The organism is Candidatus Accumulibacter phosphatis, from assembly GCF_000024165.1.
GTDB lineage: Bacteria > Pseudomonadota > Gammaproteobacteria > Burkholderiales > Rhodocyclaceae > Accumulibacter > Accumulibacter phosphatis.
The window spans coordinates 4,221,351-4,236,184 of the sequence record NC_013194.1; the positions used below are offsets into that span (position 1 = coordinate 4,221,351).

The 14,834-nt window shown below is 65.2% G+C and carries 3 protein-coding genes; all 3 read left to right on the top strand.

The genetic code is table 11. The features are described 5' to 3' along the window. Window positions 1-214 precede the first annotated feature (214 nt). Window positions 215-2,725 (top strand): sodium-translocating pyrophosphatase, encoded by a 2,511-nt coding sequence (locus CAP2UW1_RS18335; protein ID WP_015768114.1) that lies wholly within the window; start codon window positions 215-217, stop codon window positions 2,723-2,725. Window positions 2,726-2,851: 126 nt separating this feature from the next. Then, window positions 2,852-3,616, top strand: a complete 765-nt coding sequence (locus tag CAP2UW1_RS18340) for a hypothetical protein (protein ID WP_015768115.1) — start codon at window positions 2,852-2,854, stop codon at window positions 3,614-3,616. A gap of 227 nt (window positions 3,617-3,843) precedes the next feature. Next, window positions 3,844-14,832, top strand: coding sequence for a calcium-binding protein (locus CAP2UW1_RS25105; RefSeq protein WP_015768116.1), 10,989 nt, complete (start codon window positions 3,844-3,846; stop codon window positions 14,830-14,832). Window positions 14,833-14,834: the final 2 nt, after the last annotated feature.

Sequence of the window (14,834 nt, forward strand, 5' to 3'; positions counted from 1 at the left end):
CGGCGAGGAGCGCGGCGCCGCCTCACCAATGCGCTACTCAGCTGACCAAGGGCTGCGGGCACGAGACTTGCTTTTTAGCACCGTTGACACTTGCAAGGTGGCTGGATAGGCTGGCCAAGGGGCGCCAGTGGATTTCCACTGCTTCCGTCTGCCGTGCGCGGACTTCGGCGGCAGCCACCGAGACGATTTCGACTCTTTTTCAAGGAGAAAACCAATGACCTTCAGTTACTCTGCGTTGGCGCCACCATGGCGCTCCCTGGCCCGTCACCTGCTGCTGGCATTCATCTTTGCCATCGGCACCGCGACCTTGCCAGCGCTCGCGGCCACGGAGCACGTCTCCGAGGCCAATCTCGTTCTACCCGACCTTGGCGATGTCTCCCTGGTGACATTCCTCGGTGGGATCTCCGGATGGACCCTCCTGTCCTGGGGACTGCTGGTTTCCCTCGGCGGCCTGGTCTTCGGCGCCGTCATCTACAGCCAGATTCAGCGCCTGCCGGTACATCGCTCGATGGCCGAAGTCAGCGAACTGATCTACGAAACCTGCAAGACCTACATGCTCACGCAGGGCAAGTTCCTGCTGATCCTGGAAGCCTTCACCGCGGTGATCATGATCGGCTACTTCTATGTCGTCCAGGAGCTTCCCGTCCCCGACGTGGCGATGATCCTGGCCTTCTCCCTGGTCGGCATCGCCGGCTCGTTCGGAGTGGCCTGGTTCGGCATACGCATCAACACCCTGGCCAACAGCCGCACGGCATTCGCGTCGCTGGCTGCCAAGCCCTATCCGGTCTACGCCATACCGATCAAGTCGGGAATCTCGATCGGCATGCTGTTGATCTCGACCGAACTGCTGATCATGCTCTGCATCATGCTGTTCGTCCCGGCGGCCCTGGCCGGCAAGTGCTTCATCGGCTTTGCCATCGGCGAGTCGCTGGGCGCCGCGGCGCTGCGTATCGCCGGCGGCATCTTCACGAAGATCGCCGACATCGGTTCCGATCTGATGAAGATCGAATTCGGCATCCAGGAGGACGATGCGCGCAACCCCGGGGTAATCGCCGACTGTGCCGGCGACAACGCCGGCGACTCGGTGGGCCCGACGGCCGACGGCTTCGAGACCTACGGCGTCACCGGCGTGGCGCTGATCAGCTTCATCATGCTCGCGGTACCCGAAGCGGCCGTCCAGGTGCAGTTACTGGTCTGGCTGTTTGTCATGCGGGTGATGATGATCGTCGCCTCGGGCATCTCGTATCTCGGCAATCAGATGGTCGCGCGGCGCCGCTATGGCAACAAGCAGCGCTTCAATTTCGAGGCGCCGCTGACCTCGCTGGTCTGGATCACTTCGGTGGTTTCCGTGGTCATCACCTTCATCGTCTCGTATCTGCTGATGGGAAGCTTCGCCCTCGACGGGAAGCCATACAGCAACCTCTGGTGGCAGCTTTCGCTGATCATCACGCTCGGCACGCTCGCCGGCGCGATCATTCCCGAAGTCGTGAAGGTGTTCACGTCGACCAACTCGCGGCACGTACGCGAAGTGGTCACGGCGTCGGAGGCAGGCGGCGCCAGCCTCAACATCCTGTCCGGCATCGTCGCCGGCTACTTCTCCGCGTTCTGGATCGGCGTCATCATCGTCGGCCTGATGTCCGGCGCCTACGTCGTGTCGCAGTTCGACCTGACGGCGGTGATCAATCCGGACGACGCCAAGGCAGCGATGATGGCCGCGGTCTTCTCGTTCGGTCTGGTCGCCTTCGGCTTCCTGGGGATGGGACCGGTGACGATTGCGGTAGACAGCTACGGGCCGGTCACCGACAACGCGCAGTCGGTTTACGAACTGTCGATGATCGAACAGGTGCCCGGCATCCAGGCGGAAGTCAAGAGGGACTTCGGTTTCGATCTCGACTTTCGTTCCGCCAAGTTCCTGCTCGAAGAGAACGACGGCGCCGGCAACACGTTCAAGGCAACGGCCAAGCCCGTGCTGATCGGCACCGCGGTAGTCGGCGCGACGACCATGGTTTTTTCCATTGTCATGCTGCTCACCGCCGGCCTGACGGACAATCTGGACAAGCTGTCGCTGCTGCATCCGCCTTTCCTGCTCGGCCTGATCGCCGGCGGGGCAACCATCTTCTGGTTCTCGGGCGCCAGCACACAGGCCGTGTCGACCGGTGCCTACCGTGCGGTCGAGTTCATCAGCACGCACATCCGGCTCGATGAGGTGGTCAAGGCGTCGCAGAAGGACAGCAAGAAGGTCGTCGAGATCTGCACCATCTACGCGCAGAAAGGCATGTTCAACATCTTCATGGCGGTGTTTTTCGGCACCCTGGCCTGCGCCTTCATCGAACCCTTCTTCTTCATCGGTTACCTGATTTCGCTGGCCATCATCGGTCTTTACCAGGCCGTTTTCATGGCCAACGCCGGTGGCGCGTGGGACAATGCGAAGAAGATCGTGGAGACCGAAATGCACGCCAAGGGAACGGACCTGCACAATGCCTCGGTGGTTGGCGACACCGTCGGTGACCCGTTCAAGGACACCGCCTCGGTGGCCATGAACCCGATCATCAAGTTCACGACGCTGTTCGGCTTGCTGGCGGTCGAGATGGCGGTAGGACTTGAGGTGCAGGGGCAGCAGGTACTCGTCTATGCTCTGGCGGCGCTGTTCCTGGCCGTGAATCTGGTCTTCGTCTTCCGCAGCTTTTACGGGATGCGAATCCTCGCCAAGAAGGAGAATGGATAACATCAGGCAGTCCGCCGCATCCGCGCGCCGACGCTGCCCAGGGCGCAACAACGCCCCGGGCAGTCGCCGCCGCGCCGAACATGACGAATGTCGAACCAAGTCGACTATTTCCAGGGAGATTCAACCATGTCCATGCATCTTTACTTCTCGCTGATTCCGGAAGCACTGATCGCCTCCATGCTGCCGCCGGAGCGGTTCGGGCAATACTACGCGACGGGCCACAAGTTCAAGTCGAAGGGTCAGGCGCTGTTCTTCGAGATCGACCCCTCCTTCCGCCACGAGTACTTCGATATCGACGGTGCCTATGCGCGTTGTGCGGCGAAGGCCGATGGCACGCCCAAGAACTCCGTATACATCTCGATGTATCGGGTGATGGAGCACCTGACGATGAATGCCATCGGCCAGCTTTACCTGACCACCGCGATGGGCGCGACGTTGGGTCTGAGCCGTGGCAACGGGCTGCCGAAACCGGAACCCGAACTGCACATGTACCAGGATCTGGCACCCATCAACAGCTTGGTGGTCAGCATCCTTGACCCGGCAACCTACTACGCCGACGTGACCACCAAGCCATCGAAGTTCTTCCGCTTCCCCGGGATGTGCTTTGTCGAACTCGGACTCGGCCCCCTGGCGCGCGATCCGGCGAACGGCCAGGAGGGCGACCTGCCGTACTCCTTCCTGCAACACCTGCGCGAGGCCTTACTGGAACTGCGGCCGGTGTCGAAGCAGAACAAGCTCGTGCACCGCGTGCACTCGCTCGAATTCCCGTATCGAATGGTCAAGAACGGCTTCTACCTGGGAATCGGCAGTGAACTCGTCCATTACCCGATGCTCTCGCAGGCCGTTCTGCGGAGGGATTTCAGCAACTGGTGGCGTTCGGCCAATCTCTAGGCGGTTGCCGCAAGACGGCACCCGTCACGGCCACGTCACGGCGAGAGCTTCGCCTACAGGACCGAAAAAGGCACGTTGTGCCGCAAGAAAAAACCGCCTGCGGGCGGTTTTTTCTTGCTTTTTGATCCCCTGCCCGCCTGCACATGGCCTTATGATTACCCTCTGATCGTGAATGGTAACAAGCCCCTACTCCCGCAAATCATCGTTTTCGCGTAAAGGAACTCGCCATGGCAATCTTCAACGGGACAGATGGTAATGACACGCTGGTCGGCAGTGCAGGAAGCGTTGATGACGCCCTCAACGGCGGGCTGGGAAATGACATTTATCGGTACAGCCTGGGATCGGGCAACGATGTCATTTCCGACACCGGCGGCGCAGATACGATCGAGCTTGCCGACCCTCTGCACCTCTACAGCGGGTGGAACTTCTACCGCAGTGGCGACGACCTGGTCATCGACTTCAATGGACAGGGGCAACTCACGGTCACGAATCAGTTCCTCGGCGCCCCGATCATCGAAACCCTGGCGTTCGCCGATGGCAGCGCGCTGTACTCCTTCTCCTTCTCCAACCTTCTGACCGGTACCGTAGGCAACGATGTCCTCATCGGAACGTCGTCTGGCGAAGTCATCAATGGGGGCGGTGGCGACGACCTGATCTTCGGGAACGAAGGCGATGACACGCTCTTCGGGGGCGAGGGCGATGACGAACTCAGCGGCGGCCCGGGCATCGATGCGCTTTATGGAGACGCCGGAAATGACGAACTGCACGTGCTCAAGGGTGACAGCGTAGTCGATGGCGGCGCAGGGCAAGATGAGGCGACCTTTTACCAGGAAGCCGCTGGCGTGGCTGTCAATCTCAGCGGCACGACGCAGGATGTCCTGGGTCACCCACTGGCGGATGGGAACGTGCTGCACGCCGACGGTGTAACCGAGACCATGCTGACCAGCATCGAGGATGGGGTGGTAGGGTCGGATTACGGCGACGTGTTCTTCGCCGGGCGGACGACGGGCTTCATCGGCTTCCGGGGTGGTCGAGGCAATGACACCATCGTGGGAGGAGCGGACCCCGCTTCGTGGGTCTGGGCCCAATACTGGGATACGCCGCAGGGCATCATCGTCAACCTGAGCAACGGCAGCATTACCGCTAACGGGGTAACGCTAGCCAGCAAGACAGCCCGTGATGGCTTCGGGTTCACGGACTCGTTCGTTCTCGGGGCGGGACAACTTGCCATCGAAGGTTCGGAGAAAGACGACTACATTCGCGGCCGGGACGACAGGAGCGGATGGCTCGACGGCGCCGATGGCAACGACACCATCGTCGGCGGCGCTTTTGCCGATACGGCTGCCTATGACAACGATTCCGATGGTACGGATGGCGGAATCTACGGCGCAATCGTCAACCTTTCCGCGAGCAGTATCACGGTCAATGGAGTCACAGGCTACGGCAGTGGCGTTACGGTCGGCAGCCTGATGGCGCGCGATTCGTTCGGGGACACCGATAGCCTGAACAGCATCGAGAACATCTTCGGCTCGGCGCGCAGCGATTTCGTTCTGGGCTCCAGCGGCGCCAACTGGCTGGCCGGCAACGAAGGAAACGATACCCTTGATGGCGGCGCCGGGAACGACAGTCTTCTTGGCGGCGACGGCGACGACACCTACGTCGTCGATGTCGCCGGCGACGTCGTCACCGAGGGCGACGGAGCGGGCAGCGGCAGCGACCGCGTCAACGTCGTCTTCACGGCCGGCGGTACCTACACGCTCGCCGCCAACGTCGAGAAGGCCACCATCGCCAACGGCACGGCCGGCGTGAACGTCACCGGCAACGCCCTCGACAACGTCTTGCTCGGCAACGCCACCGCCAACCTCCTCACTGGCCTCGGCGGCAACGACACGCTCGACGGCAACGCCGGCATCGACACCCTCGTCGGCGGCCTCGGCAACGACAGCTACACGGTCGATGTTCCGGCGGACGTCATCACCGAACTCCTCGGCGAGGGAACCGATCAGGTCAATGTCCTGTTCGCCTCGGCCGGCACCTACATCCTCGCCGCCAACGTCGAGAATGCCCAGATCGGCAATTCCACGCCGGGGGTCAACCTCACCGGCAACGGCCTCGGCAACAACCTGGTGGGGAACAGCCAGGCCAACCTCCTCGCCGGCCTCGACGGCGACGACACCCTTGACGGTATGGCCGGCAACGACACCCTCGATGGCGGCCTCGGCAACGACAGCCTCCTCGGCGGCCTCGGTAACGACAACCTGTTCGGCGCGGCCGGCGCGGATACGCTGGCGGCCGGCACGGGGCTCGACACCGTCGATGGCGGTGCCGATGCCGACACGCTGGTCGTCCTCGGCAACTTCGCCGACTACACGCGGACCCGCCCGAACGCCACCGACACCCGCCTGGTCAATGCCGGCACCGGCGAAGACGTCACCTTCCGCAACGTCGAGTCCGTCGTCTTCCTCGACGGCACCCGCACACTGGCCGACGTCCACCTCAACATCGTCAGCGCCAACAACGATTCCCTCGTCGGCACCCCCGGTAACGACACCCTCGACGGCCTGGCCGGTACCGACACGCTGGTCGGTCTCGACGGCGACGACACCTACTTCGTCGATGTCGCCGGCGACGTCGTCACCGAGGGCGACGGCGCGGGCAGCGGCAGCGACCGCGTCAACGTCGTCTTCACGGCCGGCGGTACCTACACGCTCGCCGCCAACGTCGAAAACGCCACCATCGCCAACGGCACGGCCGGCGTGAACGTCACCGGCAACGCCCTCGACAACGTCTTGCTCGGCAACGCCACCGCCAACCTCCTCACTGGCCTCGGCGGCAACGACACGCTCGACGGCGGCCTGGGCATCGACACCCTTGTCGGCGGCCTCGGCAACGACTTCTACGCGATAGATACCCTGGCGGACGTCGTCACCGAGAACCCCGGCGAAGGCAACGACGGGGTCGCTGTCCTGCTCGCCGCCGGCGCCACCTACACGCTCGCCGCGAACGTCGAGAACGCCGGCATCGGCAACGCCACGCCGGGAGTCAACCTCACCGGCAACGCCCTGGACAACACGCTGCAGGGCAATTCGCAGGCCAACGTGCTCAATGGGTCGACGGGTAACGACGCGCTCTACGGCAACGCCGGCAACGACACGCTACTCGGCGGCGCCGGCAGCGACTTTCTCCGGGGCGATGCCGGTAACGACAGCATCGACGGCGGCGTCATAGCCGACCGCATCAACTACACCGACGGCAATACCGTCAGTTATGCCAACTCCACAGGTGCCGTCAACGTCAACCTCTCCGGCATCACCGGCACCGGCAGCACCGGCACCGGTACCGCCAGCGACGGTCTGGGCGGTACCGACACCTTGGCCAACATCTTCTATGTACAGGGCTCGTCACAAGACGACACGCTGGTTGGCAGTGCGGCGCTGACACTGGAGGTATTCGAAGGACGTGCGGGTAACGACACCATCAATGGCGGCGCCATCACCGATACCCTGAACGGAGAAAACAGCAACCGGGTCAGCTACCAGAATGCCGCCGTTGCCGTCAATGTCAATCTCGCCACCGGCACGGCCACGAGCGCCGCGGATACCGGCGCCGGCTCGGATGGCAACGACACTCTCATCAACATCAACCAGGTACGCGGTTCCAGCCATGCCGATACACTCACCGGCTCGGATGACCTGGTGCTGACGGAACAATTCGAAGGCCGCGCTGGCGCCGACACCATCGATGGCGCCGGCGGCCTGGACCTCGTCCGCTACGACAACGCCGCGGCAGGCGTGAACGTCGACCTGGCCGGCGGGACAGCCAGCGACGGTTACGGCACCACCGACACCCTGAGCAACATCGAAGGCGCGCGCGGGTCGAAGTTCGCCGACACCCTCAGCGGCGGCAACGCCGCCAACGACGCCCTGGAATTCTTCATGGGCCTCGAAGGCAACGACACCATCGACGGTGGCCGCGGCTACGACCGTGCGGAGTACACCCTGAGCACGGCAGGCGTGAACGTGACGCTGGGTGGCGCAGGCAGCGGCACCGCCAGCGACGGTTACGGCACCACCGACACCCTGATCAGCATCGAAGGCGTCAGAGGCTCGGCCTTCAACGACACCCTGACCGGCAGCAACGCGGCCGACATCTTCGAATCCTTCGAAGGACGCGAAGGCAACGACAACATCAATGGTATGGGCGGCACCGATCGGGTCGTATATACCGCCTCCAAAGCAGGCGTCACCGTCAACCTGGCGACGGGCACGGCGAGCGACGGTTACGGCGGCACCGACTCGCTCAACAACATCGAAGACGTCCTCGGCTCACGCGACTTCAATGACAGCCTCACCGGCAGCGCGGCCGACAACAAACTCGAAGGCCAGGGCGGCAACGACACCCTCGATGGCGGCCTCGGCAACGACAGCCTCCTCGGCGGCCTCGGTAACGACAGCCTGTTCGGCGCGGCCGGCGCGGATACGCTGGCGGCCGGCCCGGGGCTCGACACCGTCGATGGCGGTGCCGATGCCGACACACTGGTCGTCCTCGGCAACTTCGCCGACTACACGCGGACCCGCCCGAACGCCACCGACACCCGTCTGGTCTTCGCCGGCACCGGCGAAGACATCACCTTCCGCAACGTCGAGTCGGTCGTCTTCCTCGACGGCACCCGCACACTGGCCGACGTCCACCTCAACATCGTCAGCGCCAATAACGATGTGATCGTCGGCACCCCCGGCAACGACACCCTCGACGGCCTGGCCGGTGCCGACACGCTGGTCGGTCTCGACGGCGACGACACCTACGTCGTCGATGTCGCCGGCGACGTCGTCACCGAGGGCGACGGAGCGGGCAGCGGCAGCGACCGCGTCAACGTCGTCTTCACGGCCGGCGGTACCTACACGCTCGCCGCCAACGTCGAGAAGGCCACCATCGCCAACGGCACGGCCGGCGTGAACGTCACCGGCAACGCCCTCGACAACGTCTTGCTCGGCAACGCCACCGCCAACCTCCTCACTGGCCTCGGCGGCAACGACACGCTCGACGGCAACGCCGGCATCGACACCCTCGTCGGCGGCCTCGGCAACGACAGCTACACGGTCGATGTTCCGGCGGACGTCATCACCGAACTCCTCGGCGAGGGAACCGATCAGGTCAATGTCCTGTTCGCCTCGGCCGGCACCTACATCCTCGCCGCCAACGTCGAGAATGCCCAGATCGGCAATCCCACGCCGGGGGTCAACCTCACCGGCAACGGCCTCGGCAACAACCTGGCGGGGAACGGCCAGGCCAACCTCCTCGCCGGCCTCGACGGCGACGACACCCTTGACGGTACTGCCGGCAACGACACCCTCGATGGCGGCCTCGGCAACGACAGCCTCCTCGGCGGCCTCGGTAACGACAGCCTGTTCGGCGCGGCCGGCGCGGATACGCTGGCGGCCGGCCCGGGGCTCGACACCGTCGATGGCGGTGCCGATGCCGACACACTGGTCGTCCTCGGCAACTTCGCCGACTACACGCGGACCCGCCCGAACGCCACCGACACCCGTCTGGTCTTCGCCGGCACCGGCGAAGACGTCACCTTCCGCAACGTCGAGTCGGTCGTCTTCCTCGACGGCACCCGCACACTGGCCGACGTCCACCTCAACATCGTCAGCGCCAATAACGATGTGATCGTCGGCACCCCCGGCAACGACACCCTCGACGGCCTGGCCGGTGCCGACACGCTGGTCGGTCTCGACGGCGACGACACCTACTTCGTCGATGTCGCCGGCGACGTCGTCACCGAGGGCGACGGCGCGGGCAGCGGCAGCGACCGCGTCAACGTCGTCTTCACGGCCGGCGGTACCTACACGCTCGCCGCCAACGTCGAAAACGCCACCATCGCCAACGGCACGGCCGGCGTGAACGTCACCGGCAACGCCCTCGACAACGTCTTGCTCGGCAACGCCACCGCCAACCTCCTCACTGGCCTCGGCGGCAACGACACGCTCGACGGCGGCCTGGGCATCGACACCCTTGTCGGCGGCCTCGGCAACGACTTCTACGCGATAGATACCCTGGCGGACGTCGTCACCGAGAACCCCGGCGAAGGCAACGACGGGGTCGCTGTCCTGCTCGCCGCCGGCGCCACCTACACGCTCGCCGCGAACGTCGAGAACGCCGGCATCGGCAACGCCACGCCGGGAGTCAACCTCACCGGCAACGCCCTGGACAACACGCTGCAGGGCAATTCGCAGGCCAACGTGCTCAATGGGTCGACGGGTAACGACGCGCTCTACGGCAACGCCGGCAACGACACGCTACTCGGCGGCGCCGGCAGCGACTTTCTCCGGGGCGATGCCGGTAACGACAGCATCGACGGCGGCGTCATAGCCGACCGCATCAACTACACCGACGGCAATACCGTCAGTTATGCCAACTCCACAGGTGCCGTCAACGTCAACCTCTCCGGCATCACCGGCACCGGCAGCACCGGCACCGGTACCGCCAGCGACGGTCTGGGCGGTACCGACACCTTGGCCAACATCTTCTATGTACAGGGCTCGTCACAAGACGACACGCTGGTTGGCAGTGCGGCGCTGACACTGGAGGTATTCGAAGGACGTGCGGGTAACGACACCATCAATGGCGGCGCCATCACCGATACCCTGAACGGAGAAAACAGCAACCGGGTCAGCTACCAGAATGCCGCCGTTGCCGTCAATGTCAATCTCGCCACCGGCACGGCCACGAGCGCCGCGGATACCGGCGCCGGCTCGGATGGCAACGACACTCTCATCAACATCAACCAGGTACGCGGTTCCAGCCATGCCGATACACTCACCGGCTCGGATGACCTGGTGCTGACGGAACAATTCGAAGGCCGCGCTGGCGCCGACACCATCGATGGCGCCGGCGGCCTGGACCTCGTCCGCTACGACAACGCCGCGGCAGGCGTGAACGTCGACCTGGCCGGCGGGACAGCCAGCGACGGTTACGGCACCACCGACACCCTGAGCAACATCGAAGGCGCGCGCGGGTCGAAGTTCGCCGACACCCTCAGCGGCGGCAACGCCGCCAACGACGCCCTGGAATTCTTCATGGGCCTCGAAGGCAACGACACCATCGACGGTGGCCGCGGCTACGACCGTGCGGAGTACACCCTGAGCACGGCAGGCGTGAACGTGACGCTGGGTGGCGCAGGCAGCGGCACCGCCAGCGACGGTTACGGCACCACCGACACCCTGATCAGCATCGAAGGCGTCAGAGGCTCGGCCTTCAACGACACCCTGACCGGCAGCAACGCGGCCGACATCTTCGAATCCTTCGAAGGACGCGAAGGCAACGACAACATCAATGGTATGGGCGGCACCGATCGGGTCGTATATACCGCCTCCAAAGCAGGCGTCACCGTCAACCTGGCGACGGGCACGGCGAGCGACGGTTACGGCGGCACCGACTCGCTCAACAACATCGAAGACGTCCTCGGCTCACGCGACTTCAATGACAGCCTCACCGGCAGCGCGGCCGACAACAAACTCGAAGGCCAGGGCGGCAACGACACCCTCGATGGCGGCCTCGGCAACGACAGCCTCCTCGGCGGCCTCGGTAACGACAGCCTGTTCGGCGCGGCCGGCGCGGATACGCTGGCGGCCGGCCCGGGGCTCGACACCGTCGATGGCGGTGCCGATGCCGACACACTGGTCGTCCTCGGCAACTTCGCCGACTACACGCGGACCCGCCCGAACGCCACCGACACCCGTCTGGTCTTCGCCGGCACCGGCGAAGACATCACCTTCCGCAACGTCGAGTCGGTCGTCTTCCTCGACGGCACCCGCACACTGGCCGACGTCCACCTCAACATCGTCAGCGCCAATAACGATGTGATCGTCGGCACCCCCGGCAACGACACCCTCGACGGCCTGGCCGGTGCCGACACGCTGGTCGGTCTCGACGGCGACGACACCTACGTCGTCGATGTCGCCGGCGACGTCGTCACCGAGGGCGACGGAGCGGGCAGCGGCAGCGACCGCGTCAACGTCGTCTTCACGGCCGGCGGTACCTACACGCTCGCCGCCAACGTCGAGAAGGCCACCATCGCCAACGGCACGGCCGGCGTGAACGTCACCGGCAACGCCCTCGACAACGTCTTGCTCGGCAACGCCACCGCCAACCTCCTCACTGGCCTCGGCGGCAACGACACGCTCGACGGCAACGCCGGCATCGACACCCTCGTCGGCGGCCTCGGCAACGACAGCTACACGGTCGATGTTCCGGCGGACGTCATCACCGAACTCCTCGGCGAGGGAACCGATCAGGTCAATGTCCTGTTCGCCTCGGCCGGCACCTACATCCTCGCCGCCAACGTCGAGAATGCCCAGATCGGCAATTCCACGCCGGGGGTCAACCTCACCGGCAACGGCCTCGGCAACAACCTGGTGGGGAACAGCCAGGCCAACCTCCTCGCCGGCCTCGACGGCGACGACACCCTTGACGGTATGGCCGGCAACGACACCCTCGATGGCGGCCTCGGCAACGACAGCCTCCTCGGCGGCCTCGGTAACGACAGCCTGTTCGGCGCGGCCGGCGCGGATACGCTGGCGGCCGGCCCGGGGCTCGACACCGTCGATGGCGGTGCCGATGCCGACACACTGGTCGTCCTCGCCAACTTCGCCGACTACAGCATCACCCGGGTCAACGAAACCGACACCCGACTGGTCAACGCCGGCACCGGCGAAGACATCGTGCTGCGTAGCATCGAGTTCATCGCGTTTGCCGATGGCGGGAAGACGCGAAGCCAGTACTGGAACAACGTCATCGACAATCTTAGCAACGACTGGACCGGCACCGCCGGCAACGACAACATCAATGGCCTGGTCGGCAACGACACCCTCGCCGGCCTCGCCGGCGACGACACCCTGATTGGCGGCCCTGGCAACGACGTCCTGATCGGCGGACCCGGCGACGACATCTACGACGTCGATATCGCCGCCGACGTCATCATCGAGCAGAACACGGAAGGCACCGACCAGGTCAACATCGCCTTCACCGCTCCCGGCAGCTATACGCTCGCCGCCCAGCTCGAACACGCCACCGTCACCGCCGGCGCGGGAGTCGCCGTAAACGTCACGGGCAACGAACTCAACAACCGCCTCACCGGCAGCGCCGCCGCCAACCTCCTCAGCGGTCTGGCCGGCAACGACACCCTGATCGGCGGCGCTGGCAGCGACACGCTCATCGGCGGCAGCGGCGACGACGAGTACCAGATCGACATCGCCAGCGACGTCGTCACGGAAGCCGTTGGCGAAGGCCTCGATCTGGTGAAGATCGCCTTCACCAGCACCGCCGGCTACACGCTGACAGCCAACGTCGAAGAGGCGATCGTCACCTCGGCGGGCGACACCTTCGCCGTCAATGTCACCGGCAACACCCTGGCCAACGCCCTCACCGGCCACGCCGGTGCCAACCTCCTCGTCGGCCTCGACGGCGACGACACCCTCGACGGCGGCGGCGGCAACGACACGCTCGACGGCGGCATCGGCAGCGACACCGCCATCCTGCAGGGCGTACTCATCGACTACGCCATCAGCCGCCCGTCGACGACGCAGACGCGCTTCACGCATCTGCCCAGCGGCAACACGGTCGTGATCAGCAACGTCGAAGTCATCCGCTTTGCCGGTGGGGGCAGCCCGCAGCCCCTGGCCGACCTGATTGCCCGCATCGGCTCGCCGGGTAACGATGTGCTCAACGGCACCGGTGGTGACGACACGCTCGCCGGGGGTCTCGGCAACGACAGCCTGAGCGGCGGTGCCGGCAACGACGACCTGCAGGGCGGCGAGGGCATCGACACCCTCGCCGGTGGCGCCGGCAACGACCTCCTCGATGGCGGGGCGGGCAGCGATGTTTACCAGTTCGCCATCGGCGGCGGCGACGACATCATCGAGCAGAACGACCCCCTCGCTGGCTCGCTCGACACGGTCGTGCTGGCCAGCCCGATCGGTGGTCTCGGCTCCGGTGAAACGACGCTGACGCGCGGCTGGCACAGTTACGACGATCTGGTGATCACCGTCAATTCCGGCACGCCCGGTGCCGAAGTGGTCGATCATCTGGTCGTGCATGACTTCCTGACCAACGACCTGATCAACCTGGGCACGATCGACCAGATTCGCTGGCTCGGCAGCGGCAACACCCTGACGCAGACGCAGATTCTTGCCGAGTTGCTCAAGGGAACGAGCGGCGACGACTGGTTGCGCGGTTACGCCAACACCAACGACAGTATCAACGGTAGCGGCGGCAACGACACGCTCGGCGGCGCGGCCGGCAACGACACGCTGATCGGCGGCCTGGGCAACGATTCGCTGTCGGGCGATGCCGGTGCCGACGCGCTCGACGGGGGCGCCGGCAATGACCGGGTCGTCGGCGGCGATGGCAACGATACGCTCACCGGCAGCGGTGGCAACGATACGCTGAGCGGCGAGGCGGGCAGCGACACCTACGCCTTCGGGCTGGGATTCGGCCAGGAGGTGATTGAGGACCTGGGGGCGGTCGGCGAGGTCGATACGCTGAAGTTCAACGTCGGCATCCGGCCGGCGGAGGTCGGCGTCGCGCGCGCCGGCAACGATCTCGTGGTGCGCTTCGCCGGGGCGCCTGGCGACGGGGTGCGCATCACCGATTTCTTCGACGAGACCTTCAGCGGGCTTGGCCTGAACCGGCAGATCGAGCAGTTCAGCTTTGCCGACGGCAGCACCTGGTCGGCAACGGCGATTCTCGCCAAGGTGCTGGTGCCGACGGCCGGCGACGACGAGATCACCGGGTATCTGGGCAGCGAGTCGCTGGCGGGACTGGCGGGCAACGATACGATCGCCGGTGGCGCGGGCAACGATACGCTCAGCGGCGGCGATGGCAGCGACCGGCTGACCGGCGGCTCGGGGGCCGACCGCTTCGTCTTCGACACCGCCGACGCGCTGGTGCATGCCGATCTGATCACCGACTTCGTCAGCGGCGTCGACCGGATCGCGCTCAAGGCGAGCGTGTTCACGGGGCTCGGCAGTGTCGGGGACGTGGTGGGTCTCAGCGATCACCTGAGCTACGACAGCGACACCGGGACACTGGCCTACGATGCCGACGGGGCCGGCGGGGCCGACGGGGTGACCTTCGCGACACTCGGGACCGGGACCCATCCGGCAACATTGGGGATCGACCTCCTGATCGTCGGCGGATTCCTGGAGCAGTAGAC